General features: G+C 65.0%; 37 protein-coding genes. 29 read left to right on the plus strand and 8 right to left on the minus strand.

The features are described 5' to 3' along the window. The first annotated feature begins 29 nt into the window (after nucleotides 1-29). The 6 genes from D7252_RS08865 to D7252_RS08885 are packed head-to-tail and all read left to right on the plus strand — an operon-like array spanning nucleotide 30 to nucleotide 3,110. Nucleotides 30-1,310 (plus strand): RtcB family protein, encoded by a 1,281-nt coding sequence (locus D7252_RS08865; RefSeq protein WP_120775059.1) that lies wholly within the window; start codon nucleotides 30-32, stop codon nucleotides 1,308-1,310. Then, nucleotides 1,310-1,717 (plus strand): hypothetical protein, encoded by a 408-nt coding sequence (locus D7252_RS08870; RefSeq protein WP_147406714.1) that lies wholly within the window; start codon nucleotides 1,310-1,312, stop codon nucleotides 1,715-1,717. The genes D7252_RS08865 and D7252_RS08870 overlap by 1 nt, the downstream gene beginning before the upstream one ends. Continuing rightward, nucleotides 1,714-2,133: a hypothetical protein gene (locus tag D7252_RS20020; protein WP_183055240.1), complete on the plus strand. Its 420-nt coding sequence runs from the start codon at nucleotides 1,714-1,716 to the stop codon at nucleotides 2,131-2,133. Before D7252_RS08870 ends, D7252_RS20020 begins: the two co-directional genes overlap by 4 nt. Continuing rightward, the gene (locus D7252_RS08875; RefSeq protein ID WP_183055241.1) at nucleotides 2,130-2,624 is read left to right on the plus strand and encodes a hypothetical protein; all 495 of its coding nucleotides are present in this window, start codon (nucleotides 2,130-2,132) and stop codon (nucleotides 2,622-2,624) included. The genes D7252_RS20020 and D7252_RS08875 overlap by 4 nt, the downstream gene beginning before the upstream one ends. Continuing rightward, a complete protein-coding gene (locus tag D7252_RS08880; protein WP_120775062.1) occupies nucleotides 2,621-2,875 on the plus strand; it encodes a hypothetical protein in 255 nt (84 codons plus the stop codon). Before D7252_RS08875 ends, D7252_RS08880 begins: the two co-directional genes overlap by 4 nt. Then, entirely contained in the window at nucleotides 2,868-3,110 is a 243-nt protein-coding gene (locus D7252_RS08885; RefSeq protein WP_120775063.1) for a hypothetical protein, read from the plus strand. Before D7252_RS08880 ends, D7252_RS08885 begins: the two co-directional genes overlap by 8 nt. Here D7252_RS08885 and D7252_RS20025 read toward each other — a convergent pair. Continuing rightward, nucleotides 3,098-3,274, minus strand: coding sequence for a hypothetical protein (locus D7252_RS20025; RefSeq protein ID WP_183055242.1), 177 nt, complete (start codon nucleotides 3,272-3,274; stop codon nucleotides 3,098-3,100). The two genes, D7252_RS08885 and D7252_RS20025, sit on opposite strands and share 13 nt — an antisense overlap. A 620-nt stretch (nucleotides 3,275-3,894) precedes the next feature. Between D7252_RS20025 and D7252_RS08895 the strand changes: the two genes are divergently transcribed. The 23 genes from D7252_RS08895 to D7252_RS09000 all read left to right on the plus strand — a co-directional run bounded on the left by D7252_RS08895 (nucleotide 3,895) and on the right by D7252_RS09000 (nucleotide 16,637). Continuing rightward, nucleotides 3,895-4,422, plus strand: coding sequence for a hypothetical protein (locus tag D7252_RS08895; protein ID WP_120775065.1), 528 nt, complete (start codon nucleotides 3,895-3,897; stop codon nucleotides 4,420-4,422). Then, the gene (locus tag D7252_RS08900; protein WP_120775066.1) at nucleotides 4,415-4,957 is read left to right on the plus strand and encodes a hypothetical protein; all 543 of its coding nucleotides are present in this window, start codon (nucleotides 4,415-4,417) and stop codon (nucleotides 4,955-4,957) included. Before D7252_RS08895 ends, D7252_RS08900 begins: the two co-directional genes overlap by 8 nt. Beyond that, nucleotides 4,954-5,103, plus strand: a complete 150-nt coding sequence (locus tag D7252_RS20030) for a hypothetical protein (protein WP_183055243.1) — start codon at nucleotides 4,954-4,956, stop codon at nucleotides 5,101-5,103. Before D7252_RS08900 ends, D7252_RS20030 begins: the two co-directional genes overlap by 4 nt. Next, a complete protein-coding gene (locus D7252_RS19820) occupies nucleotides 5,100-5,819 on the plus strand; it encodes a helix-turn-helix domain-containing protein (protein ID WP_147406715.1) in 720 nt (239 codons plus the stop codon). Before D7252_RS20030 ends, D7252_RS19820 begins: the two co-directional genes overlap by 4 nt. 19 nt (nucleotides 5,820-5,838) lie before the next feature. After that, nucleotides 5,839-6,057 carry a hypothetical protein gene (locus tag D7252_RS19825; RefSeq protein ID WP_147406716.1) on the plus strand — a complete coding sequence of 73 codons (219 nt, stop codon included), beginning with the start codon at nucleotides 5,839-5,841 and terminating at the stop codon, nucleotides 6,055-6,057. Continuing rightward, on the plus strand, nucleotides 6,050-6,424 hold the full coding sequence (locus tag D7252_RS08915) for a WhiB family transcriptional regulator (protein WP_183055244.1): 375 nt from the start codon (nucleotides 6,050-6,052) through the stop codon (nucleotides 6,422-6,424). The genes D7252_RS19825 and D7252_RS08915 overlap by 8 nt, the downstream gene beginning before the upstream one ends. 333 nt (nucleotides 6,425-6,757) lie before the next feature. Then, nucleotides 6,758-7,081 (plus strand): hypothetical protein, encoded by a 324-nt coding sequence (locus D7252_RS08920; RefSeq protein ID WP_147406717.1) that lies wholly within the window; start codon nucleotides 6,758-6,760, stop codon nucleotides 7,079-7,081. Beyond that, nucleotides 7,081-7,665, plus strand: a complete 585-nt coding sequence (locus D7252_RS08925) for a hypothetical protein (protein ID WP_120775071.1) — start codon at nucleotides 7,081-7,083, stop codon at nucleotides 7,663-7,665. The genes D7252_RS08920 and D7252_RS08925 overlap by 1 nt, the downstream gene beginning before the upstream one ends. Next, nucleotides 7,662-8,078 carry a hypothetical protein gene (locus D7252_RS08930; RefSeq protein WP_120775072.1) on the plus strand — a complete coding sequence of 139 codons (417 nt, stop codon included), beginning with the start codon at nucleotides 7,662-7,664 and terminating at the stop codon, nucleotides 8,076-8,078. The genes D7252_RS08925 and D7252_RS08930 overlap by 4 nt, the downstream gene beginning before the upstream one ends. Continuing rightward, entirely contained in the window at nucleotides 8,075-8,254 is a 180-nt protein-coding gene (locus tag D7252_RS08935; protein ID WP_120775073.1) for a hypothetical protein, read from the plus strand. Before D7252_RS08930 ends, D7252_RS08935 begins: the two co-directional genes overlap by 4 nt. After that, nucleotides 8,251-8,955 (plus strand): hypothetical protein, encoded by a 705-nt coding sequence (locus D7252_RS08940; RefSeq protein WP_120775074.1) that lies wholly within the window; start codon nucleotides 8,251-8,253, stop codon nucleotides 8,953-8,955. Before D7252_RS08935 ends, D7252_RS08940 begins: the two co-directional genes overlap by 4 nt. A 39-nt stretch (nucleotides 8,956-8,994) precedes the next feature. Beyond that, nucleotides 8,995-9,699, plus strand: coding sequence for a hypothetical protein (locus D7252_RS08945; protein ID WP_120775075.1), 705 nt, complete (start codon nucleotides 8,995-8,997; stop codon nucleotides 9,697-9,699). Between the two features lie 61 nt (nucleotides 9,700-9,760). After that, the gene (locus D7252_RS08950) at nucleotides 9,761-9,889 is read left to right on the plus strand and encodes a type II secretion system protein (protein ID WP_120775076.1); all 129 of its coding nucleotides are present in this window, start codon (nucleotides 9,761-9,763) and stop codon (nucleotides 9,887-9,889) included. 3 nt (nucleotides 9,890-9,892) lie between these two features. Further along, nucleotides 9,893-10,837, plus strand: coding sequence for an SPFH domain-containing protein (locus D7252_RS08955; RefSeq protein ID WP_120775077.1), 945 nt, complete (start codon nucleotides 9,893-9,895; stop codon nucleotides 10,835-10,837). Nucleotides 10,838-10,874: 37 nt separating this feature from the next. Continuing rightward, nucleotides 10,875-13,556 (plus strand): bifunctional DNA primase/polymerase, encoded by a 2,682-nt coding sequence (locus D7252_RS08960; protein ID WP_259461144.1) that lies wholly within the window; start codon nucleotides 10,875-10,877, stop codon nucleotides 13,554-13,556. Further along, nucleotides 13,553-13,942, plus strand: a complete 390-nt coding sequence (locus D7252_RS08965) for a hypothetical protein (protein WP_120775079.1) — start codon at nucleotides 13,553-13,555, stop codon at nucleotides 13,940-13,942. Before D7252_RS08960 ends, D7252_RS08965 begins: the two co-directional genes overlap by 4 nt. Then, nucleotides 13,939-14,310 carry a hypothetical protein gene (locus tag D7252_RS08970; protein WP_120775080.1) on the plus strand — a complete coding sequence of 124 codons (372 nt, stop codon included), beginning with the start codon at nucleotides 13,939-13,941 and terminating at the stop codon, nucleotides 14,308-14,310. The genes D7252_RS08965 and D7252_RS08970 overlap by 4 nt, the downstream gene beginning before the upstream one ends. Further along, entirely contained in the window at nucleotides 14,303-14,827 is a 525-nt protein-coding gene (locus D7252_RS20575; RefSeq protein ID WP_120775081.1) for an NUMOD4 domain-containing protein, read from the plus strand. Before D7252_RS08970 ends, D7252_RS20575 begins: the two co-directional genes overlap by 8 nt. Continuing rightward, the gene (locus tag D7252_RS08980) at nucleotides 14,824-15,474 is read left to right on the plus strand and encodes a hypothetical protein (RefSeq protein WP_120775082.1); all 651 of its coding nucleotides are present in this window, start codon (nucleotides 14,824-14,826) and stop codon (nucleotides 15,472-15,474) included. Before D7252_RS20575 ends, D7252_RS08980 begins: the two co-directional genes overlap by 4 nt. Beyond that, nucleotides 15,471-15,686: a hypothetical protein gene (locus D7252_RS08985; RefSeq protein ID WP_120775083.1), complete on the plus strand. Its 216-nt coding sequence runs from the start codon at nucleotides 15,471-15,473 to the stop codon at nucleotides 15,684-15,686. Before D7252_RS08980 ends, D7252_RS08985 begins: the two co-directional genes overlap by 4 nt. After that, nucleotides 15,683-16,201 (plus strand): hypothetical protein, encoded by a 519-nt coding sequence (locus tag D7252_RS08990; RefSeq protein ID WP_120775084.1) that lies wholly within the window; start codon nucleotides 15,683-15,685, stop codon nucleotides 16,199-16,201. Before D7252_RS08985 ends, D7252_RS08990 begins: the two co-directional genes overlap by 4 nt. Beyond that, the gene (locus D7252_RS08995; RefSeq protein WP_120775085.1) at nucleotides 16,198-16,449 is read left to right on the plus strand and encodes a hypothetical protein; all 252 of its coding nucleotides are present in this window, start codon (nucleotides 16,198-16,200) and stop codon (nucleotides 16,447-16,449) included. Before D7252_RS08990 ends, D7252_RS08995 begins: the two co-directional genes overlap by 4 nt. Continuing rightward, entirely contained in the window at nucleotides 16,446-16,637 is a 192-nt protein-coding gene (locus D7252_RS09000; protein ID WP_120775086.1) for a hypothetical protein, read from the plus strand. Before D7252_RS08995 ends, D7252_RS09000 begins: the two co-directional genes overlap by 4 nt. An 80-nt stretch (nucleotides 16,638-16,717) precedes the next feature. Here the strand turns inward: D7252_RS09000 and D7252_RS09005 are convergent, their stop codons facing one another. From D7252_RS09005 to D7252_RS09035, 7 genes are all read right to left on the minus strand, one after another. Beyond that, on the minus strand, nucleotides 16,718-17,191 hold the full coding sequence (locus tag D7252_RS09005; protein ID WP_120775087.1) for a hypothetical protein: 474 nt from the start codon (nucleotides 17,189-17,191) through the stop codon (nucleotides 16,718-16,720). Nucleotides 17,192-17,223: 32 nt separating this feature from the next. After that, nucleotides 17,224-18,516 carry a hypothetical protein gene (locus tag D7252_RS09010; RefSeq protein ID WP_120775088.1) on the minus strand — a complete coding sequence of 431 codons (1,293 nt, stop codon included), beginning with the start codon at nucleotides 18,514-18,516 and terminating at the stop codon, nucleotides 17,224-17,226. Between the two features lie 51 nt (nucleotides 18,517-18,567). Beyond that, on the minus strand, nucleotides 18,568-19,011 hold the full coding sequence (locus D7252_RS09015; protein ID WP_120775089.1) for a hypothetical protein: 444 nt from the start codon (nucleotides 19,009-19,011) through the stop codon (nucleotides 18,568-18,570). Further along, the gene (locus D7252_RS09020; RefSeq protein ID WP_147406718.1) at nucleotides 19,011-19,520 is read right to left on the minus strand and encodes a hypothetical protein; all 510 of its coding nucleotides are present in this window, start codon (nucleotides 19,518-19,520) and stop codon (nucleotides 19,011-19,013) included. The genes D7252_RS09015 and D7252_RS09020 overlap by 1 nt, the downstream gene beginning before the upstream one ends. Nucleotides 19,521-19,592: 72 nt before the next feature. Continuing rightward, on the minus strand, nucleotides 19,593-20,285 hold the full coding sequence (locus tag D7252_RS09025) for a hypothetical protein (RefSeq protein WP_120775091.1): 693 nt from the start codon (nucleotides 20,283-20,285) through the stop codon (nucleotides 19,593-19,595). Further along, nucleotides 20,285-20,962, minus strand: a complete 678-nt coding sequence (locus tag D7252_RS09030) for a hypothetical protein (protein WP_120775092.1) — start codon at nucleotides 20,960-20,962, stop codon at nucleotides 20,285-20,287. The genes D7252_RS09025 and D7252_RS09030 overlap by 1 nt, the downstream gene beginning before the upstream one ends. A 35-nt stretch (nucleotides 20,963-20,997) precedes the next feature. Beyond that, nucleotides 20,998-21,351 (minus strand): hypothetical protein, encoded by a 354-nt coding sequence (locus tag D7252_RS09035; RefSeq protein WP_120775093.1) that lies wholly within the window; start codon nucleotides 21,349-21,351, stop codon nucleotides 20,998-21,000. Nucleotides 21,352-21,358 lie beyond the last annotated feature (7 nt).

Below are 21,358 nucleotides of genomic sequence, written 5' to 3' on the forward strand. Positions count from 1 at the left end.
GTGAAATAAGACTTAAAAGGAGATTAAACATGAGCGAAACCACCGCACAGTATCCCGTCAAGCTGAGGGGCACAGGGGCCCCCGTCCTGATGTGGGCCCACGAGCACGAAGTAGAAGCATCCGCGCTGCAGCAGCTCCGCGACGTCAGCGAGCTGCCGGGCCTCCACGGCCTGCGCGTGATGCCCGACGTGCACTGGGGCAACGGCGCCACCGTTGGCTCCGTCATCGCGATGGAGCAGGCCCTGGCGCCGGCTGCCGTAGGCGTCGACATCGGCTGCGGCGTCAATGCCGTCCGTACCAACCTCACGCTCGAGGACCTCGGCGATCGCGACCTCCACGCCTTGCGACTGCGTTGGGAGAAGGTCGTGCCCGTCGGTTTCAGCAGCTACGAGCGCGCCGGCGATCAGCTGAAGGTACTCAACCCCCAAGAGAAGCAGCGCACTGCGCGGTTCCTCGACTCGGTGGACACCCTCCGCGCTGACCTCACGGAGCGGAGGAACAGCGACGCAGCAGTGCGCGGCCGGGCGGCCCACCAGCTGGGCTCCCTCGGCGGCGGCAACCACTTCATCGAGCTGTGCTCGGACTCGATTGGCCGACTCTGGATCACGCTGCACTCGGGAAGCCGGAACATCGGCAAGAGCCTCGCGGAGCGGCACATCCAGATCGCCAAGGGCCTGAAGGAGAACGAGGAGCTGCCGAAGCACCTGCAGCCGCTGAGCCTGTTCTACAAGGGCACGAAGGAAATGGATGACTACCTCCACGACCTGCGCTGGGCTCAGGAGTTCGCGATGCTCTCGCGTACCGTGATGATGGAGGCGGTCAAGCACGAGCTGCAGGACTACTTCGAGAACTCGGGCCTCTCGGCGCCGCGCCGGTACGTCAACTTCGACGAGGAGATCAACTGCCACCACAACTATGTGGCGGAAGAGATGATCGACGGCAAGATGATGATCGTCACCCGGAAGGGCGCGATCAGCGCGAAGAAGGGCGAGCGGGCGCTGATCCCCGGCTCCATGGCCACAGGCTCATACGTGGTGCGCGGCCTCGGCAACGAGGCCTCCTTCCAGTCCGCGTCACACGGCGCCGGCCGCAAGATGAGCCGAGGCGCTGCGAAGGAAGCCTTCCGGGGCGTGGATGACGGAGCGGCTCAGATCGCACGTCAGCTGGGCAGCGTGGAGTCCCGCCGTGATAGCGGCATCCTCGACGAGCTGCCCGAAGCGTACAAGCCGATCGAGCAGGTGATCGCGGCAGAGAAGGATCTGGTCGAGGTCGAACACAAGCTCGAGACGATTCTCTGCGTGAAGGGCTGATGATGGCCGTCAAGGAACGAATGGGCTACGCCATCGAGTGCGACTTCCCGGACTGCGGGACGAGCACGCAGGACCTCGGCGACTACGCCTTCTGGGGCTCGCTGGAGGATGCCGTGCAGGAGTGGGTTGACCATGACGGCTATGCCGACGACCTGGGCTACTACTGCCACGGTCACACGGTGTGGAACGACTCCGAGGAAGAGGGTATTGAGGAGCGTGTGCCGATGCCCTACTCGATCGACACACTCTTCGACCTCGCTGAACGCCGGATCGCGTCGAAGATCGACTACCTGACGCGGAACGCGCTCTACAACCACGGCAACCGCGTCCGCGACCTTGCATCGCGCCAGGCTGCTCGCTATGCACGCGCCAGCCGTGAAGTGAAGATCAGGATGGTGCAGCGATGAGCGAGCCCACAAAGATCGAGAAGCGCGGCTTCCGGGTGCCGGTGAGCGAGGAGTTCACGCTCATGCTGTCCGGCTTCGAACGCAAGGGGCACTGGGAGGAAACACCGTTGACCAACGAAGACCGCGAGTTGCATGCGCGCGCCGTCGCCGCGGTCGAGGAAGTCAACTCCAACCCGTGGGTCCGACTCTCGGGCTACGACTACGACCTCGACGTCGCCCCACTCAAGCCGAAGCGCCACTTCGTGCCCGAAGAGACGCACGAGGAGCACCTGGCCCGGTGGATCGCCGCCGGCCGCCCGGAGCGCTCATTCGCTCGCGACGCCATGCAGCAGCGCATCGCGCACACCTTCGCCAGCGGGATCATCTCGCCGGAGAGCGCGTTCCGCAACGCAGCCAGACTGACAGGAGCAGCATGAGCACCGAACTGATCGCGGAAGCCCGCGGCTTTATCGAAGGCAGCGACCCGAACAACGCCCGCACGACGCTCATCCGCGACCTCGCGGACGCACTCGAGAAGGCTCACACCCCGAGCGCCCCTACCGACGACGAGCGGGAAGCGCTGGCTCAGGCTCTCCACAACGCCGTCGAAGAGATCTACCCCGTGTCACTCTCGGTGCGCCGTGATCGGTACTACGCACAGGCCGATGTCGTGCTCGCTGCTGGCTTCCGTCGCACCTCAGTACCGGAGCCGAGCGCGCACTGCGATGGATGCGCGAAGTTCCAGCATCATCACTGCTACCACTGCGGGAAGCGCGCCGGACTGTCTCACCCGATGTACTGCCCGAACTTCACCAAGGATGATCCGATCGCGGCACACGGTCGCGAGCTTCGACGCAAGTACGGCGATGACGTGACGGTCCCCGGTGGAACGCGCGTCACCGACCAGGGAGAGGAGAAGAACGCATGAGCGGCAAGACGTACTTCGAGCGGAACAACGAGGGCATCGGGCGTGCGATTGCTCGCAACGAGTGTGCTGAGCCCGGCCCTTGGGGAACTGTGTGCACGGAGGACATCTGGCACCGCTACTCGCACTATGACAGCGGTGATGACTCATCGTGGCAGGACGACTGGCGCGACTACGGCCCGGATGACGAGGACGATCCCGACACCCGTCCCGCCACCCCACCCGAGAACCGAGAGGAACAGAGCAATGGCTGAGACGCCGAGCATCAAGATCCAGATCGATGAGGCCGCGCTCAAGGAGCAGGTCACGAAAGCGCTACAGGAGTCCATGCAGGATGCAGCCATGCGACTCCGGTCCGCCGCCGACGCGCTCGACGGTGGCCGGTGGATCACCGAGTTCGAGGAGTATCAGGCGAAGCGACTCCGCGATGAGTTCGAGCGAGGGCGACGGGATGCTCTGGCCGAGAACCGAGAGAGCTACGAGCGATGACGTTTCGCGGCGGCGACGGCCTTGTCCCTGATCCAGGTGGACGGAGGGACTTCACCAGCCGCGTTCTCGATGAGCGCGAGTTCGGCGTCCGAGAGGCGGAGGTTGATCGCGTTGGTGCGGGCGTTGCCGGTGGATGGTCGTCCGCGGGGTCGCTTGTCGGTCATACGGATGACTATACCGTAAAGCGGAAAAGAGTGGACATGGACGGATTTATGCTTTACGATAAATACATGGAGAACGCAACGATGCAGTGCAAGCACCCCCTCGGATTCGCCACCCTTCGCAACGGCGAGGTCACCTGCTTCGACTGTGGCACCCCGACCCCCGGACGCTGCGTGTGCGGTGCTCTCTTTCGCACGATGCACTGCATGAGCCGCGGGCACATGAAGGGTCCGACGCTGGTCGTTGAACAGGGAGAAAACTGATGCCTGAACCACTGAACGCCGAACGAGAGAATGCCGCAGCCGCCTACGTGCGAGCGGATGACGGAGGGCTCTACTCCACATCGGACGACAGGTTGCATAACGCGTTCGTGTCGGGCGCCGAATGGGAGCGCGACGAACATGGGGCGGGAGGAATCGCCGGTCTTCCACCTACGGCGACTCCCGCCCCAGCAGGCGCACCCAGTGACGAAGCGCGGAAGGGGTGGAGTGCCGCGGACCGTAGAGACGCTGAGACTGAGGCCAAGCGACGTTTCAGCGAGTGGCAGAACAGCAACTCGGGGCCGAGTGGTGGAAGTCGATCCATTCCGCCACCCCACCCGAGAACCGAGAGGAACAGAACCTTGGCTGAGCACACGCTAACCACCGAGACGATCCGTGAGCGCTTCGCTGATGCGTATGGCAACTACGCGAACGGCTTGGAGGACTTCGACCGCTGGCTGGCTGCTCACGATGCCGAGGTGCGGGCCGATCACGAGAGTGAGGCCGCGGAGCGACTGGGCCTGCTGTTGTGGCATCTGACCGGTGGTCGGCTCTCGAAGAGCACCTATGACGTGTCGACGATGGTCGCTCAGATCGAGGACACGTTCGAGCGCGAGCGAGCTGCGGAGCAGGCGGATGTGGTGCGGGCTGGTGTCGTAGCCGAGGAACCGGACTGGGAGTACGGATACGAGCTCATCGAGTCCGACACCCGTGACGTTCTCACGCGGGGATTCCCGTTCGATACGGCTGCTCAGGCAGCAGTGGATGCGCTCCGTCGCGCCGACGAGGAGTTCGACCCGGAATACCCACCGCTGTCGCCGGAGGTCGTTCGTCGTCGCAAGGCTGGCCCGTGGGTACCGGTGAACCAGGAAGGAGCAAGTCATGCGTGATCCGTACGCAAGCCAGAGAAGGCAGTTCATCAGCGAGACGCAGCGCCACGAGATGCGCGTTCTCCACGACGAGGGGCTCTATCGCCACCTCCGCTTCCAGGCGCCGGGCACCGGCATCTGGCACTGGGATCTCATTACCTGGCCCGGCTCGCTTGCGATCCGCGGCGACATCGGCGAAGGCCATATCTTCACCCGTGTCGACGACATGCTGCGGTTCTTCGATCACGGCCAACACGCCCACCAGATCAACGCCGACTACTGGGCGGAGAAGCTGGATCTCGGTCGCAACTCCGTGAAGGAGTTCTCGGCCGAGCGTTTCGGCGTGTGGTGCGCCGATGGCGAGTACCCGATCAACTCAGCGGATGGGCTCGTCGACCACGAGCAGGCCGCGATCGACACCCTGGACGATCTGGGCGTCGAGTGGGACTTCGAGGACCTCGAGTCGTGGCGTGACTACGGCCACCACTTCATCATCGCGCTGCACGCGATCCTCTGGGGTGCGAAGCGGTATCACGAGAGCAAGGAGCGAGCATGAACGAGGAAGAGGAGACGGCCACGCCGTACCAGGTGTACGTGTTCGACTGCCCGAGGTGCGGCGGTCGGACGGAGATCGGCGATCAGGATCCGGCCGCCGTTGAGGAGTGCGCGGATTGCGGCGTAGATGTGGTGATGGGCCGATGACGTCACTGACCGCGGCTCGCGCGCCAGGCCTCGATGCGCCGTCGGCGCTCCAGCCAGTCGCGCGTCTGCAGGATACCCTCCGGGTCGACGTGGGCACGGAGCACTCGGTCGCATTGGCCGTCGAAGTCGGCGTCGGCACCCAACTTCACGGGCTCGCGCTCGAGGAAAACGACCGCCTCGAAGAAAGGGTGGCGGGCGCGACCGATGCGGACCTGCTCGATCCGTCCGATGAGCGCACCATCGAGCTTGACCTGCCACTCGGGCGGCCGACGGGGGTCGAGCTGGGTCTGGGTGACAGCGAGACGGGAGTCCATGGTCGCAATGTAGCCCGAGCCCCCCGCACAGCGAATCCGGCGAGGATCAAAGCTCTCCACGAGGAAGGTCTCGACGCTAAGGTGATCGCCCAGCGCACAGGGCTCAGTGAGAGGCAGGTGCATCGGTGGCTCGGCAGAATGTTCGGCGAGGGGTGGCAGCGGATGCCGCGCGTGAGCCCGGTGGCAAAGGCGCGGGTGCTCCAGTTGAGCGCCGAGCAGGTGCCGCCGGATTGGATCGCCGAGACGGTCAAAATCAGCCGCACAGCCGTCGACAAGATCCGCGAGAAGGCGGGATTGAATCTCGATCAGGAATGGAAGGTCGTTCGCCTGGCCATCCAGCACGACGCGAAGCTCTTCAACCTGCACAAGCAGTTCAGCCCCACCTCTACCCGGAGACTGTGATGGGGGTTATCCAGGATGGATGACCACTGACGAAAAGATTCAAGCCGTCGAGGAATTCCTCGCATGGCGGGAGAACGCCCACCCCACGACCGCCCCCATCCAGCTCGTCGAGACCTGGCGCGCCGCTCTCCAAGCCGTCGATGACGCGGCGCTGCTCGCGGACATCCGCAAGGAGGCTGCGTTTGTCAGCACCTCGGATGAAGCGCTGGCGCTGGTGGAGAGGATCGCTCGTGGTTAGGCACAAGCACGGGCGCCGCCCTTTTAAGCCCTTCACTGACGCGCTGGCCGCCGCCAACGAGAACGAGAACGCTCCCCAGCCGTACTGCATCGACCTCCCGGAGAAGTACGTCGACTACGAGGTGGGCCAGCATCCCGACGAACATACTGCGGCAGCGATGTGCGCGCCGTGCCCCCTGCTCGAGCTGTGCAACATCAACGCTCGTCAACAGTTGCCGGAGCACGGCGTGTGGGGCGGGATCGCCTGGGTGAACCGCCGGCAGGCCCACCTGCTGCCGATCGAAGAGAAGGTCGTAACGCTGACAGTGGTCGCCGTGGACGCGGGGCCCGCGTCCACGGCGATCGCAGGCGTGCTCGAAGCGGCCTAAACAAAATGTCCAAGAAATAACGTTCAGATCCTTGACCTGTCCGGCGGGGATGTGTAATTTAGTTCTTGTTCCACTACGGGACACAGAAGCCAGATCACACACGAACGGGGACCATGATGAACGGATGCGGAGGCCTTCCAAGGAGGAGGCCGGGATGCGCCAAGCATCCCGAGAAGTCACTGGCAGCGAGGGCGAAGCGCCCGCCGGTGAACACCAAGCGTTCGAGGTGGGTGGCTCGCTAACGACCTGCCACCCGCCTCGAATTAAGCGCGTATTACACATCTAGACTGGTCGAACGCCCCGCGCACGACCACGGCAAAAGGGAGAAGCACCATGAGCATGACCATTGAAGAGATGGTGGCCCGGAGGGTTCACCTCGACGAGCAGATCGCCCGTCTGACGGACGAGAAGAAGCAGATCGACGAGAAGCTCCGCGAAGAGCACGACTACGGAACGATCCCCGCCGGTGAATGGCGGGTCAGCATCGGCCGCAACCCTCAGTTCCTGAAGGAAGACTTCGAAAAGCGCTTCCCGGTCGCCATGTACCCGCACCTCTACAAGCCGGTGCCGGACACCGCTCAGGTCAAGGAGTTTTTCGCCCCCGTGGAGCTGAAGAAGTTCTACGCCGAAGGCGCCAAGAAGATCACGGTCAAGTGATGAGCGCCACCACTCTCGCCCCGCCGCTCGACGGCCTGCGCTACGAGGTAGTCCACGCGATCGACGAGACCGAGGACTACACCGAAGGCGAATCGCGCCGCCTCACTGACGACATCGCCGAAGCGAACGTGATCACGTCGCGCGTCTCCGGCGAGGAGAACCTCCACAAGGTGATCCTTGATATCGACTTCCCGGCCAAGCTCGTGCCCTCGAGCACAGACGGCCACTTCCACTTGTACATCGACAAGGCCATCCACTGGGAGGCATACGTCGACCTGCTCGGCGCGATGGCGGATGCCGGCCTGGTCGAGGAGGGCTACGTCTCGGCATCACTCGAGCGCGGTCACACTGCCGCCCGCCTGCCGTGGGTGAAGAAGTCCGACGGGCCGCGCCCCATCTGCGTCGGGTGCCGCAAGCGACCCCACGAGTTCTCCACGTACCGCTACATGGTCGCGGAGGATGGATACGCCGACGCCGACGAGGCGGTGCGTCGCAACGAAGGCACCTACAACCGCGAGAACGGCCACTTCTGGTGCGACGGCTGCTACATCCGCGCCGGTCAGCCGCTGGGGGTCGCGCAGTGAGCGCCATCACGATCGCCTACGGCCCGACCGCTTCCGGCAAGTCGACCGCGGCTCACGCCTGGCGGAAGGAGGCGCAGAGTGCGGACCTCCAGCGTGTCATCATCGACGAGGCCACGTTCAGCGCCGCCGAGCTGCGCCGCGTCGACAACCTGCTCGACGGCGGGACGGACGTCTGGCTCAACTATCTGACCGATGCGGCCGAGCCCGCGCTGCCCAGCTTCCCGAATCACGATGTCGCGATCCGGCGTTTCCACCGACGGATGCATGATGCCGTGCGTACGTACGGACTGATGCAGGAGTGCAATGGTGTCGCGATCTACGCTCCCAACCCTTACCGCGAGGAGCTGTGGGGAGACGTGAATCCTGAATGGATGTGCGCCTGCCAGCGGTACGAGGCGGCGATGGACATATGAGCGCCCACGACCTGAACTCGGCCGACTACGAGCGGATTGAGGCCGCCCTCCGCCACCTCATCCCCGAGACCAAGCGCACCGCTGCCAAGTGGCACCCGAAGGGGCTGCGGGCCTTCAACCGCACGCTCCGCAAGATCGAGCGGATCAACAAGACCGGAGAGTTCACCCAGCAATGACAAACCCCGTCCGCGCCGAGATCGACGCCATCCTCGAGAAGGCAATGATCGGCGAGCCCCGCAACATGCAGCAGGCGATGGGGCCCAGTGAGATCGGGTCCGACTGCGACCACTGCGTCGCCGCCAAGCTCGCGGGCTGGGTCCAGATGGACGAGGCCGCATGGCTGCCGTGGGTCGGCACCGCCATGCACGCCTACCTCGAGGGCGTCTTCAAGAACCTCACCGACTGGCTCACGGAAACGCGCGTCTGGGTCACCTCCGAGATTCCCGGCACGTCCGACCTTTTCCACATCCCCACCCGCACTGTCGTCGACTGGAAGCTGGTCGGCGCCACCACGCTGAAGAGCGCCAAGCGCGGCCCGACGCCGCAGTATCGCGTCCAGGCTCACGGCTACGGCCTCGGATTCTTCCGCGCCGGCTTCGACGTGCAGAACGTCGCCATCTATTACCTGCCGCGCAACGCGATCAGCCTCAAGTCCGGCATCTTCTGGTCCGAAGAGTGGGATCCCATGGTCGCACTCAACGCGCTCGACCGCCTCGACGAGATCCGGGCGACTCTCGCGAAGTTCCGCACCACCGAAGCTCGCGATGCGTACATCAGCGGCCTGCCCCGCGCAGACCACTGCTGGGACTGCCATCGCTACCCCGACGCCCCCAAGGCGGCGGCTCCAAGCTCCCTGGAAGCCATGATCGGCCTCTAGGAAGAACAAAAGAATCCACAGAGACAAAAGGAGCACAACATGAACGAATCCCTCGACGACCTGCTGGCAGGCGGCGGAAAGACTGCGAAGTTCGAAACCGTCGGCACGCGCTGGAGCGGCGTGGTCACCAAGGCGGAGCCCCGCCAGGCGACGAACTTCGACACCGGCAAGCCCGACTTCTGGGACGATGGCCAGCCCAAAATGCAGGCGGTCGTCTCGATCCAGACGGACGAGCGCATCGACGAGACCGACGACGGCGTCCGCGCCATCTACATCAAGATGTGGGGCGACCAGAAGAAGGCGTTCCGTCTCGCTGCGCAGGCGGCCGGCGGATCCCCGAAGCCCGGTGACACGTTCACCGCGACCTACATCGCCGACGGCGAGAAGCCGCAGCGTGGCTTCGCTCCGAAGATCTTCAAGTACGAGATCCAGAAGGCCAGCGCGCTGGACGCGATCGTCAACGGCACCGCACCCGCGGTGCAGCAGCCGGTCGCTCAGCAGCCGGTCGCTCAGCAGCCGGTCGCTCAGCAGGTGCAGCAGCCGGTCGCTCAGGCGGCCCCGGTGCAGCAAGCCGTGAACGTGCCGCAGGCAGGGCTCACCGCCCAGCAGGAGGCTCAGGTGAAGCTGCTGATCGGGAAGTCCCTCGAGGACGACGCGATCGCCGCGGTCATCGACGGCGCGACGCCCCAGGCCATCCAGGCGGTGCGCCTGCAGCTCGCAGCCGCGAGCAGCAACGGCTTCTGAGTCACGTAGCCGGGGTCCGCGCTCGCCCGCGGACCCCGGCACTACAGAAGGGAGGGCGACCGTGACACTCATCGGAGTCCTGCTCGTCGCGCTGATCGTCGGCGCACTGGCAACGCTCATCATCATCACCCTCGTCGGCGCGGATCGAAAACTCCGCAGGGCCCGACGTGAATCCGAAACGGAGAAATAGACCATGTTCCTGTTCATCCTCGCGATCATCCTCGCGATCATCGCAGTCGTCGGCGTGTTCGTCGCCACATCCTCAAAGGATCTGCGCTTCGGCGCGATCATCACCACCGCAATCACAGCGCTGGGCGCCATCATCGCTATCTTCTTCGCCACCTTCTACGCCAACGGCGTCGGTGAGGCGAAGGTCAAGGTCAGCTCCGTCGACCGGCAGGTCGTCGGGACTGTTGAAGAGCCTGGATCCGGCTTCAGAGCGCCGTGGGAAGACTTCGTCGAGTTCGACCTGTTCTCTCAGGAGCTGCTGTTCGCCGGCAGTGACGGCGGCGCCCCGAGCTACACCGGCGGCACGGTCAACGGCCGCGAGATCACCGTCTCTGTCGGCGGCGTCTCGGGCGGCTCCACGCAAGCCCAAGTCGACATGACCTTCGTCTACTCCGTGAACGCCGACGCCATCAAAGAGATCTACTCGGAGTACCGGTCGCAGGAGCGGTTCACTGAGCAGATCGTGACCCGCCAGGTGCTCTCGATCTCTCGGCAGGTGCCCTCCGAGTACAGCGCCATCGAGTTCCGCGGCTCCAAGCGAGGCGAGGCCGAGACGCGCATCCTCGACGCGCTCAACGAGAAGCTGGGCAAGTACGGGGTCGAATTCTCTGCGGTGACCATTCAGGACGTGCGATTCTCTGAGGACGTCGAGAAGTCGCTCACGTCCATCGAGCAGGCCAACCAGAAGGCGCAGGAGGCCGAGGCCAACCAGCGCACGAAGGAAGTCGAGAATGAGACGCTGATCGCATCCGCTCAGGCTGAGGCGGACGCCAACAAGATCCTGTCGCAGTCGCTGTCGGCACCCGTGCTGCAGCAGCGCTACCTCGACACACTGGCGAAGCTCGCCAAGGAGGGCAACCTCGTGGTCGTCCCCGAGGGCTTCAACGGCCTGGTGAACGTCGGCAAGTAGCCCAAGACCACAACTGAATACTCCGGTGAATGCACGCGTGGGGACGCGCGAGGGGAACCGGCGGCCTGGCCCTCCGAGGAACGGGCTTCACGGGCAGGAGTGCAGTAGGGCACAGCGCAGCGCGCATGCGTTACACGGGTTCGATCCCCGACCTGCCACGCAGATCAAGATCTTAAATTCGACCGAAAGGAGCAGCGTCATCAATTCCATCGACAAAGCTCTGGCACTAGCCGACCTGGACATCTACGTCTTCCCCGCCTATGAGGCGGACGAAGTCGTGGACGGGCGACTGAAGGAAGCGAAGACGCCGCGCACGCGCAGGGGTCACCACGAGGCGGTCACAGACCGCCAGCAGATCATCACCTGGTTCACCCGCTGGCCGCATGCACTCGTCGGCGTCAACGCCGGCAAGTCAGGGCTCATCTGCGGTGACATCGACATGGGCGAGGACAAGCACGGCAACGTGCACGACGGCTGGGCCACCCTCGTCGAGAACGGGCTGGACGAGCTGCCCGACACGTTCAACTACGAGACCCGCCGCGGCGGCAGTCACTACATCTACGAGCCAGTCGACGGGCGGTACCTGAACGGCACGAAGAATCACGTCACCCCCCAGGGTGTCGTGCTCGACTCGATCGACCGCCGCGCCGGCTCCTCGTACTTCATCTGGTGGGGCGACGAGGTGCCCACTGCTCGCGACGAGTTCGCGCCGGCGCCGGAGTGGCTCCTCACCCCGGCCACCGAGCCCGACTACTCCCCGTTCGGTGGCACCGCCGATGAGTGGCTCGCGAAATGCGAGCCCGGCGAGCCCGGCAGCTTCCTCCTCGAGTTCGTCGACAACATCCCGAAGGAAGACTTCGGCCACGACGAGATGATCCAGATGCAGGCGGCCCTCATCGGCCTCGGCGCATCAGGCAAGCCCGGCGTCCCGTGGGCGCTCGACCAGCTCCGCCGGGAGTGGCTGCGACCGCCTTACGACACGGAGGTCTATCAGGCCGACTGGCTCATGGGACTCCGCGGTGCGATCGACAAGTACGGAGCTTTCGAGGGCGACATCCTGGCCGACTTCGCGGGGCCGAAGGCGGCGCCCGTGGAGATCGACTACGTGGATGCTGCTGGGCGCGTGAACGACCCCGCATTCTTCACCGCCTGGACGTCGCTGCCCGCTGCAGTGACACCCGAGTCGCTCACAGAGCGCGTGCGGCACGTCCTCACCCTGGTCCTTGCAGATGGTGCAGTCAGCCGCCGGGAAGCCGTCGAGATCGCATGGAACGCAGCCGCGCGGAAGCACGCGGACTGCACGATTCAATCGCGCGAGGGTGTGGAGGCCCTCGCCGCCGACACGTTTCCGGGCGAGCGGCTATTCACGATGGAAGAGGCGCAGGCCCAGCCCGAACTAACCCAGGGCGCGAAGTCCAGCAGGCGCGTTCACCTACTCAAGCCGACCGAAGAGGCCGCGCTGGAAAGCATCACCTGGTGGGGCGACGGAAAGAGAGAGGAGAACTTCATGGCACGCATGCACGAGATCAACCCCGTCATGAGCGAGGCGTACTACCGCCTGACGCGCTGGATGCTGCTCTCGCTCATTTTCGCGAGCAAGGCGGTCATCCCCGCGGAGAACGGCACCATGGTGCCCCTGAACTTCTACGGCATTCGCCTAGGCCCGTCCGGCTCCGGCAAGTCGGAGTCGCTGCAGCCGATCCAGGACATGATGGCGGCCTACTACCTCCCCGAGGAAGACCCCGACATTGGTGGAGACTCGACGACCGCCGGCCTCACGCAGGCTCTGATTCGCAGAGACGGCCGCACGTCGTTCTTCCACGCAGACGAGGCCGACGCGGTCTTCCGCAGCTGGTCTGAGTCGCAGGGCGCGTTCAGCGGCATGAAGAACCGAATCATGGACATCTTCGGCAGCAAGGTGCCGATGCTCAACCGCACTGGGGCTAAGGAAATCTCCGGCATCCGCGCCACGGCGTACCTGTGCGTCGATCTCACCGGAGTCGACGATCGAATCACCGACGCTATCGAGCCGCACGATTGGGAGAGCGGGTTCGTCAACCGCTTCGTCTGGGCGAAGGGCGAGCGGAAGCGGATGTCCGACGAGCAGAAGATGTTCCGCATCAGAAGGCCTGGCCAGACCGGCGGCAGAGGGATCGAGAACTGGTACGGCCAGTGGGCAGCACAGTTCCGTGCAGTCTCCGAGACCCGACTGACGTCGCCGGACGGCAAGCCGGTGTGGATCGACATGAAAGACGATGTCCTCCTGCGAGATGTCGAGGTGCAGAACCGCTTCGAGGCGCTCGCTCAGAACAGCGCCTACCCGGAGAGACTCAGGCCTACGTTCACTCGAATGACGATGACCATCCGCAAGTGCGCCGCGCTCGTGGCAATCACGAAGAGGCGCACTGTCATCGAGATGGAGGACTATCTCATCGCGCTCGAGCAGGCGGAGGAGTGGGTCGAGAACATCCTCGAGATGGTGGAAGCCACCGACGAATCCCCGCGGGCTCGCCAGGCCAACCGTCTCGCCGCGCTTATCGCCTCGCGGCCGGGCCGGTCCATGAAGCGCACCGAGATCCACGCGCAGAAGGGCTACGCCGGCAACTCGAAAGACACCAACTCGCTGATCGACGAACTCGTCCAACAGGGGCGAGCGGAGATCCTGCCCATCGGCAAGACCGAAGCACTCATCCGCCTCGAAGAAGGGAGCGCAGCATGAACCTCACGCCGCTAGAAGAGGCCCACTGGGTCTACACGCACCGCGAGGAGTATGACCGTCAGCAGCGCTATGACGCCGCCGTCTCGCTCTCTCAGTGGGGGCGATTCTCGCTCCGTCAGGTGGCCGCGATCTGCGGGATCGCCCACTCGACCGTGAAGGTGGTCGCGGGCTCCAAGTCCGAGAAGACCGGCGGACGGTTCAACCCCGCCTGTCTCCCGATCCTCATCGACATCCGCGGCAGAAGGGTGCGCGGTGAGGCCGTCGACGCGGACACCGTCAGGCGTCTCGTCTCCACCGGCACATCCCTCGGCTTCGCGGCACGCCTCAGCGAAATCCCCGAGTCCTATCTCAGGCGCAGGCTCGAACGATCCGAGGAGGCAGCGTGAACGACGAGACCATGCCACTGCCCGTCTACCCGTGGCCCATCAGCGAGGCGCGCATGGCGCTGCTCCGGGAGGCGAAGGCCCGTATTGACATCCCGATCCGCGTGGTCCCTGTGGAGGCCGCTCATGGCTCGCCTGGGCGCGTTCTGTGCTTCGGCCTGACGCCGCCGTTCATGTGCAAGACGGCGCCGATTGCGCCGCAGAACGTGTTGAGCGTCGACTCGATCGAGAACGCGCTCCGGTTCTGGCTCAACCCGTTCTCCGATGAGCGTCAGTTCGACGAGGCGCACTGGATGAGCAACGTCATGGGGTGCGACGTCACCCTCGTTGCCGAAGAGGACCACACGGGCAAGGTTCGATTCGATGTCTGATTCCTGGGCACCCATCCCCGGCTGGGAGAAGCTCTACGAGGTGTCGAATGCCGGCCGGGTCCGCAGCTTGGATCGGCACTGTAACCGCGGGTTCCGAGGATTTGGCCTGGTGCCGGGTCGCCTACTGAAGGCGATCTACCGCGAGGGCTACCCCTCCGTCAACCTTCGGGATGGCGAGCGAGTGGAGCAACACGGTATCCATGTCCTCGTGGCCAGCGTCTTCGTTCCAGGCCGTGGTGAAGGGCTCGAGGTATGCCATCGCAACGGCGACCGCCGCAACCCCCAAGCTTCGAACTTGCGGTGGGGCACTCGCCAGAGCAACATCCTCGATCAGATCGCGCACGGCACACACGCGCAGTCGTCGAAGACGCACTGTCCGCAGAGACACCCGTACACCAAGGCGAACACCTACTCGCCTCCATCTAGGCCCACTGCGCGCCATTGTCGAGCTTGCATGAGAGCCCGGCACCAGGGGATCGATCCATCGTCCGTCATCGTTGAGGAGGAGATCCGATGAGCCTCTCGCCCGAAGGGACCGCCTGGGACGCCTACTTCGAGAAGTACGGCATGAAGGGCACCGGCGCCAAGGCGAAAGCCGACCAGGACGAGTCCGACGAGACGAAGTTCGACCTGCTGGAGACGCGACTGCCGCTGGGCGAGCTGACCGGCACGCAGGCGCGCATCTGGTCGGAGGCCGAGCAGGCAGGCTTCGAGCTGCAGGGGTACTCGTCACTCGTGCACTTCTACGACAAGGTGCAGAAGACCAACGGAAAGACGGCCAATGCCGGCGACATCACCAAGCCCGCGCACGACTTCCGCAACATCTTCATCGGCGGGCACCTCGCGAAGATGAAGCTGCGCTTCCACGCGAGCTGGCTGGAGAGCGGATTCACGGCGTTCGTGTGGGATCCGGTGGGTCGCTACATGTACGCGAACTCGCGCGCCGAGGACGAGCGTGAGACCCACTGGGTGATCCGCGGCTCCCAGGAATTCGAGCTGTGGATCGACGAATGGCGCGAGAGATTCACCGGCGACAGTCGCCGCCTCGAGAAGGAGCGCGCGGAGGCCCGCAAGCAGGCGCGACGGGACGCGATCTACCAGGACTACCTCGACTACCAAGACGGCGTCGGAAAGTACGCAGACGAGCGAGAGGAGGCGGCATGAGCAAGGTTCGACCGACACAGGGTCTGCGCAACAAGCGCGCGAGAAGGACCAAGGAGCTGGTCATCGCGCTGAACGACGAGGAGCACAAGGCGATCTTCGGCGCCGCGGCGTTCACCCGCGACTTCGCTGCTGTCTGGGCGCGAGACGTGCTGCTCTCGCGCGCCGCTGGCCTCTACAGGCAGCGGAATCTCCTGGACGGGGTCACCTCGTGACCTTCCAGCTGAGCGCCGACCCCGGCAAGAACACCGGCATCTCGCTCGGATACTACGACGCCACCACGCCGTACCAGCTGCTCCAGCGTTGGCAGGTCCATCACGGGCTCGAGGGCTTCCTGCGGTGGCTCGACGCGGTCGTCGACGAGCTGGAGCACGTCGACGAGATCATCGTGGAGCGGTTCATCGCCAACCACGACGAGGACGGCGACCTCTCCGGCGTGCCGATCGAGGGCGCGATCGCGCTCTGGGCCCGCCAGATCGGCGCGGTGGTCATCTGGCAGACGCGCTTCGACAAGGGCGCACTCACTGGCTACCCGGACGACGCGGTCACCAAGGCGCAGCGTCAGCGGGTCCGGTTCGACTGGCTCGCCGAGCACGGCTTCGCGAAGGCCGGCACCGAGAACGACGACACCAACGACGCAATCACCCACGGCATTGTCTCGCTCAGGAAGCGGAAGCACATGCCGACAATCAGGGCCTTCTGGGGTCGTGGAAGGAAGGATGCAGCATGAAGGAAGTCTGCAGTTGCAACGCGAGCTTCGAGTACGACCGCACCGGCGGGACCATGCCAGACGACCGGGTGGAGCGTGTCCACGAGATGCTGCTCGATTGGCGGAAGAGCCACCGCCACGAGTTCGCGCCGGAGCCCGAAAGCCATCCGACGATCCTCGAGTCCAGCTCGTCGCACGAGCGGGTCGACCAGTACCTGAGCACGGAGAACGACATCCCGTTCGGATTCACGCGGAACGAGGTTCGATGAGCGTCGCGGCGAGGAAAGCGCGAAAGAGGCTCCAGCGAAGCCTCCGCCTGTTCGACCAGCGCGAGGCAGCGGCAGCACTGTGGCGCCCGAAGGCGAAGACGCCGACCGGTCGCTACGGCGATCCTCGCGGGCTCGGGTGGATCAGCGGTCCCGAGATCATGGCTCGGATCCTCGCGCGCAGGGCATAACTCGCCGATATAGCTCACCTGCGCATGCGCCAAGCGGGCGACCCGAAGGTCGCCCGCCCAGAGATGGGATCACGCTCCTCTCAGACGGCGTTGCCCCACGGGGGCGTGGTGGGGTTGCCGTCATTCTCGACGATCTGCTCAACCTGTTTGATGTAGCCTGCACCGATCGTGTCGACTGCATCCTCAGAGAGAACGACTTCGCCTTCGTTGATCACGGCGACTTCCGACTCAGGGGTGACAGTGGCGGCGACTTCAGGCGCGACATAGACCGGCTGCGAGGAAGAACCGATCAGCCACTTCTCGGCGGCGGGCCAGCGGCGACCGATCTGCCGCGCGACCCAGTAGTAGGCGTAGATCACGGCGGCCGCCGCAATGAAACCAGCGAGCTGACGCCAGCCGGAGCCAACCTGCTCGTCGATGAAGGCGAAGAAGTCGGCCACAGCCGGGATCTGCGCGGCGAGGAACGCCAGGAGCGAGCCCCACCACACGGGCACCGCCGTGCGGAAGTATGCGGTCGCGTCAATCTTCGGGAGGATGGGTGCGAGGTTCGTCATGCGTTCTCCTTCTATTCAGTGGGGGTGGGTGGTCAGAGGATCGCGAGCGAGGCCAGGTCAAAGCCGTCTTCGGTCACATCGAAGATGAGGGTGCCGGGCAGCGAGTCGCGGCCCTTGACGTTGCGATACCAGTCCGAGCCGCTGTCGAGCGTCGGGGCTCCGACCCAGAAGCGCTCGCGCTTGGTGAACGGGTTCTGGCCGGCGACGCCGGCGCCGAACGAGTGGTAGTGCGCGGTGACCATGACGTCGGCGCGGGTGACCGCCTGGTCGCCGAAGGTCTGCCCCTGCCACCAGTCGATGGCTTTACCGGGCGCGAACTGGTTGCCGTGGACGAGCCCGATCGGCGTGCCGGCGAAGTCGACGCAGAGCGACTCGTCGAACTCGGCGGGGAAGTGCCAGGTGGCGTCGATGCCGGCGATCTCCGCGGCCTGCTGCACGCGCTTGTGAGCGTGGATGCCCCAGTCGTCGGACGGGTTGCCGAGGTTCTGCTTGCCGTGCCGCCACGCGGCATGGTTACTCGAGACGACGCCCACTTCGATGTCGTCGACATGGTCTTTCGCCACGTGTACGAACTTCAGCAGCTCGGTCGCGTAGCAGGCGATCTGGTCGGGGAGTGACAGGTCGTTGGTGAACATCGGGTTGCCACCGGACTCGAAGCCCTCGATGCCGTCGCCGCCGTCGAGGATAAGCACGGACTCGGGAGCGCGCTTGGCCAGCTCTTCGTCGACCTTGCGCCGTGCCTCCGTCAGGCGGGCGAGCAGCTCAGGGGTGCCACCGCGGCGGCCAGTCTTGCCGATCTGCCAGTCAGCCACCACGACCACGGTGGAGCGACCAGAGGCGGGTCCGCGGAGCACGGGCGTCACGCTCTCGGCAATCCTGCGTGCCTCGGCGTACAGCTGCTCGAGCGGGAGCGCCTCGGCCATCGCGATCCCGGTCTTCGGCCACGCGCTAATCTTGTTCGACGACTGGTCGATGCCATAGGCGATCGTCCTGATTGCGAAGTTGTAGAGGTCCGGGTTATCGCCGGACGAGCGGACGAGTTCGCGCGCGTCCTCGAGGGTGACGGGGCGATGCCTGATGAACCGGAACTCCTTCCCCTTGTCGGTATCTTTGCTCTCGTTCTCCTCACCGGGCAGGAGGCCGTCGGCGCCGGGGGCCGCGGACGACGCGGTCAGGACGCCCGCCTCACGCGCCTTCCTGCGGCGAGACGAGACGTAGCCGGCGCTGGCGTTCCACTTCTCGCAGACGGCGTCACGGGTCAGCTCGTCGTCGAGCAGGTCGGCATAGAACTCAGCGTTGTCCTCAAGGTCCGGTCGTGAAGGCATTTCGTGTGGTCCCTCTCGTGGTCGATTAGCGCTCTAATCGCGTGGTCGTGGTCAGGCGGATTCGGGGGCCTCATGGGCGGGCAGCAGTGTGAGATGCCCGATACCCAGGCGGCGGAGGATGGGGAGGGGAAGCTCGGGCATCGGGCCCAGTCGCTTCTCGATGTTGTTCCAGAGCCAGAGCCGGGTCTCGCGGGAACGGATGGCGTCGTTCATCTCGTGGGACTCCTGCTGGACGACGGCCAGCTTCGCGGCGAGATCGGTGACCTGCGTCTGTAGGTCTGCGACTGCAGCAGTGACTCGCTGCTGAACGACGCCTTCGACAAACTCCTGGAACTCGACCTGGCCGTTGAGGAAAGCGGTCGTGGCCGCCGATTCAGTCTTCGTCTCCTCGGTTTCCGCCTCCACCTTCTTTCCGCGGAACAGCAGCCACGCGCCGCCGAGGCCAACCGAGATGCTGCCGAGCACCGTCAGCGCAGTCCGAACAATCTCATCCATTACGACACCTGGGCGATGGCTGCAGCGACGACCGCATCCTGCGCATCCTGCTTGCGCCGCTCGCGGTTGATGCGCCAGAGCGTCCACATGGGGAAGGCGAGCAGGGCGGTGAAAGCGCAGGCGACTACGCCGCGGTCCCCCACGCCCTGGAACACCAGCGTCCAGAGAGCTGCCGCGTAGCCCCCAAGGACGAAGAGCATCAGGAGCTTGCCGGCTCCCTCGAGGTACCAGAAGCGCGGGAAGATGAGCCCGAAGGCGGCGCTCACCGATGCGACGAGGAGGGTCCAGGAAGAGATCGACGAGATCTCGGAGTTGAGGACGATGTCGAAGCTCGGCATGCCCAGCTTGATCGCGAGGATCGCCATGACGATGAGCACGCCGTCGAAGTACGGCAGGACGTACCGCTTGAGTTCCGCGGACGTCGCGTCCCGATCCACGCCCGCGGGGATCGCATCTGGATGCCAGATGGTGGCTCGGAAGATGCGTGCAGCCAGCACTTTGAGGATCAAGGTCTCACCTGTTTTCAGTCCTGCGGGTGGAAACGCAGGGGCGTTGGCGGCTGCCGAGCGCCCCTGCGTTTATCAGGCGTTCTTGATCTCGTCGACCTGCGCCTTGGTGGCGTCCCACGCCTTGGCGCCATTGAGCTTCGCGGCCTCCCATTCAGCCTTGGAGAGAGGGCGCTTCTTCCCGGTGATCGGGTGGATCACGTAGACGCGGTCGTACGGTGCTCGGTTGTAGACGTAGCTCGGTTCCATGTCGTCCTCCTCGGACTCGTCGGGCTTGGGTGCCGGCTTCGGAGCCGGCTTGGGGTTGAGGTGGGATCCGCTGCCACTGGAGGCGAACGCGGGGATGACCCAGGGGTTGTTGAAGTCGCCGACGTGCCACTGCTCGCGCGGCGAGACGAAGTCGACGCGGAGGCCGGCGAGGCGCATGAGCGCGGCGAAGCGGGCCCAGCCCATCTCGGCCCAGTTGTCCACGTCGATCGCGAAGACTTCCTGGTTGTGGTACCAGCCGCCGTGGCTCGACCATCCCGGCACCGCGGCTAGCTGGCCGAAGGCGTTGCGGTAGAGCTTCTGCGCGCTCAGAGGCCGGTAGCCGTTCCAGGTGTACTTCCCGGTACTGTTCTGCCCGGTGATGCGCAGGCGAACGCCGTACTTCTTGACGCCCTGCTGCACGGCCCAGTTCCAGCGTGCGAGCGTGCCGGCGGGCAGCCAGATGTTGTTCTGGACGTGGATCAGCTTGTGGAGGGGGACTTCGCCGTTGCGGTAGGCCATCACGCCACCTCGTATTCGAATGTCAGGTAGGCGTTGGTGCCCACGGCATGGGCGGCGCTCGTCGGATAGGTCGCGTTGACGTTGGTCCCGTGCGTGAGCGCCGATCCGACGACCTGGGGGAGACTGATGGTGAAGCTGCTTGCGCCGGTGTAGCGGGCGATGGCGATGTACGCCGTCGTGTTGTTCGCGAGGTAGAAGGACCCGTCGCCGAGGCTGCGTACCGACGTGGTGTCGAGCGGGGTGACAGGCAGGGAGACGCTGATGTTGCCCGAGGGCGAGCCGGCGCCTGTGCGCTGGATGCGGACACGGCCGCGGACCACCTTCCCTTCCTGTTCGTAGGAAGCGGTGACGGAGATCTGCGAAGCGGTGAGCCCGGTGACCGTCGGCGTGTAGGCGGTGCGGGGGCGGCTCTCGATGCTCCAGGCGCCGGCGGTGTAGCGCCAGGTCACGCCTGTCTCGACGACCAGCCAGCCGACCCCGTTACGGAGCTTCGGGGCGGCGAGGGCGAGGCGGTCGGCGTTGCTGCCGGTGTAGTAGCCCTGGCTGACGGCGATCTCCTCGACCATGTCGTCCAGGGCGTCATTGACCGCAGTGGCCATGGCGTTGAGGGTCGTCTGGATCGGGTTGACGATGGTTGTCTCGTCAGCCAGAGGGATCCCTCTCGGAGTGCTCGCCATACGTTCAACGCTAGACGCGAATTTGGCGCTTAATTCTAGAGCGCGGGAGGCATGTGAAACCAGCCGGTGAGCCAGACGTTCGCATTCTCCTTCGAGAGGAGCGCCGGGTTCACCGGGGTAACGCTCGTGCCCATGTAGAAGAAGATGTCGGCGTAAGCCAGCCCCACGCTCGCGCCAACGCGCACATTCGCCGCCGTGAATTGCTCATCGGGCGTCGCGTGGAACGAAGACACCTTTGCAGCGGTGAACGTGTAGTGGACGCGCAGCCGGTCGAGCTTCAGCTCCACGGAGGCGATCCCCGTGGACGTGTGGCCCGCGTCATTGATGGCTTGCCACGCTGTCGCGGAAACGCGACGAATGGTGCCCGAGATGTCGGGAAGATTGCTCATGATTCTC

It is taken from the genome of Microbacterium sp. CGR2 (assembly GCF_003626735.1).
Classification (GTDB): Bacteria; Actinomycetota; Actinomycetes; order Actinomycetales; family Microbacteriaceae; genus Microbacterium.

What these genes read in the sequence shown, in the direction of transcription:
- D7252_RS08880 (WP_120775062.1), top strand. Translation starts at nt 2,621, where the DNA reads ATGAGCGGCAAGACGTACTTCGAGCGGAACAACGAGGGCATCGGGCGT.
- D7252_RS08885 (WP_120775063.1), top strand. Translation starts at nt 2,868, where the DNA reads ATGGCTGAGACGCCGAGCATCAAGATCCAGATCGATGAGGCCGCGCTC.
- D7252_RS08940 (WP_120775074.1), top strand. Translation starts at nt 8,251, where the DNA reads ATGACAAACCCCGTCCGCGCCGAGATCGACGCCATCCTCGAGAAGGCA.
- D7252_RS09010 (WP_120775088.1), bottom strand. Translation starts at nt 18,516, where the DNA reads ATGCCTTCACGACCGGACCTTGAGGACAACGCTGAGTTCTATGCCGAC.
- D7252_RS08870 (WP_147406714.1), top strand. Translation starts at nt 1,310, where the DNA reads ATGATGGCCGTCAAGGAACGAATGGGCTACGCCATCGAGTGCGACTTC.
- D7252_RS20575 (WP_120775081.1), top strand. Translation starts at nt 14,303, where the DNA reads ATGTCTGATTCCTGGGCACCCATCCCCGGCTGGGAGAAGCTCTACGAG.
- D7252_RS08865 (WP_120775059.1), top strand. Translation starts at nt 30, where the DNA reads ATGAGCGAAACCACCGCACAGTATCCCGTCAAGCTGAGGGGCACAGGG.
- D7252_RS09015 (WP_120775089.1), bottom strand. Translation starts at nt 19,011, where the DNA reads ATGGATGAGATTGTTCGGACTGCGCTGACGGTGCTCGGCAGCATCTCG.
- D7252_RS08955 (WP_120775077.1), top strand. Translation starts at nt 9,893, where the DNA reads ATGTTCCTGTTCATCCTCGCGATCATCCTCGCGATCATCGCAGTCGTC.
- D7252_RS08995 (WP_120775085.1), top strand. Translation starts at nt 16,198, where the DNA reads ATGAAGGAAGTCTGCAGTTGCAACGCGAGCTTCGAGTACGACCGCACC.
- D7252_RS20025 (WP_183055242.1), bottom strand. Translation starts at nt 3,274, where the DNA reads ATGACCGACAAGCGACCCCGCGGACGACCATCCACCGGCAACGCCCGC.
- D7252_RS09025 (WP_120775091.1), bottom strand. Translation starts at nt 20,285, where the DNA reads ATGGCCTACCGCAACGGCGAAGTCCCCCTCCACAAGCTGATCCACGTC.
- D7252_RS09035 (WP_120775093.1), bottom strand. Translation starts at nt 21,351, where the DNA reads ATGAGCAATCTTCCCGACATCTCGGGCACCATTCGTCGCGTTTCCGCG.
- D7252_RS20030 (WP_183055243.1), top strand. Translation starts at nt 4,954, where the DNA reads ATGAACGAGGAAGAGGAGACGGCCACGCCGTACCAGGTGTACGTGTTC.
- D7252_RS08945 (WP_120775075.1), top strand. Translation starts at nt 8,995, where the DNA reads ATGAACGAATCCCTCGACGACCTGCTGGCAGGCGGCGGAAAGACTGCG.
- D7252_RS08925 (WP_120775071.1), top strand. Translation starts at nt 7,081, where the DNA reads ATGAGCGCCACCACTCTCGCCCCGCCGCTCGACGGCCTGCGCTACGAG.
- D7252_RS09000 (WP_120775086.1), top strand. Translation starts at nt 16,446, where the DNA reads ATGAGCGTCGCGGCGAGGAAAGCGCGAAAGAGGCTCCAGCGAAGCCTC.
- D7252_RS08920 (WP_147406717.1), top strand. Translation starts at nt 6,758, where the DNA reads ATGAGCATGACCATTGAAGAGATGGTGGCCCGGAGGGTTCACCTCGAC.
- D7252_RS08985 (WP_120775083.1), top strand. Translation starts at nt 15,471, where the DNA reads ATGAGCAAGGTTCGACCGACACAGGGTCTGCGCAACAAGCGCGCGAGA.
- D7252_RS08875 (WP_183055241.1), top strand. Translation starts at nt 2,130, where the DNA reads ATGAGCACCGAACTGATCGCGGAAGCCCGCGGCTTTATCGAAGGCAGC.
- D7252_RS08980 (WP_120775082.1), top strand. Translation starts at nt 14,824, where the DNA reads ATGAGCCTCTCGCCCGAAGGGACCGCCTGGGACGCCTACTTCGAGAAG.
- D7252_RS19820 (WP_147406715.1), top strand. Translation starts at nt 5,100, where the DNA reads ATGACGTCACTGACCGCGGCTCGCGCGCCAGGCCTCGATGCGCCGTCG.
- D7252_RS09005 (WP_120775087.1), bottom strand. Translation starts at nt 17,191, where the DNA reads ATGACGAACCTCGCACCCATCCTCCCGAAGATTGACGCGACCGCATAC.
- D7252_RS19825 (WP_147406716.1), top strand. Translation starts at nt 5,839, where the DNA reads ATGACCACTGACGAAAAGATTCAAGCCGTCGAGGAATTCCTCGCATGG.
- D7252_RS20020 (WP_183055240.1), top strand. Translation starts at nt 1,714, where the DNA reads ATGAGCGAGCCCACAAAGATCGAGAAGCGCGGCTTCCGGGTGCCGGTG.
- D7252_RS08965 (WP_120775079.1), top strand. Translation starts at nt 13,553, where the DNA reads ATGAACCTCACGCCGCTAGAAGAGGCCCACTGGGTCTACACGCACCGC.
- D7252_RS08900 (WP_120775066.1), top strand. Translation starts at nt 4,415, where the DNA reads ATGCGTGATCCGTACGCAAGCCAGAGAAGGCAGTTCATCAGCGAGACG.
- D7252_RS09030 (WP_120775092.1), bottom strand. Translation starts at nt 20,962, where the DNA reads ATGGCGAGCACTCCGAGAGGGATCCCTCTGGCTGACGAGACAACCATC.
- D7252_RS08935 (WP_120775073.1), top strand. Translation starts at nt 8,075, where the DNA reads ATGAGCGCCCACGACCTGAACTCGGCCGACTACGAGCGGATTGAGGCC.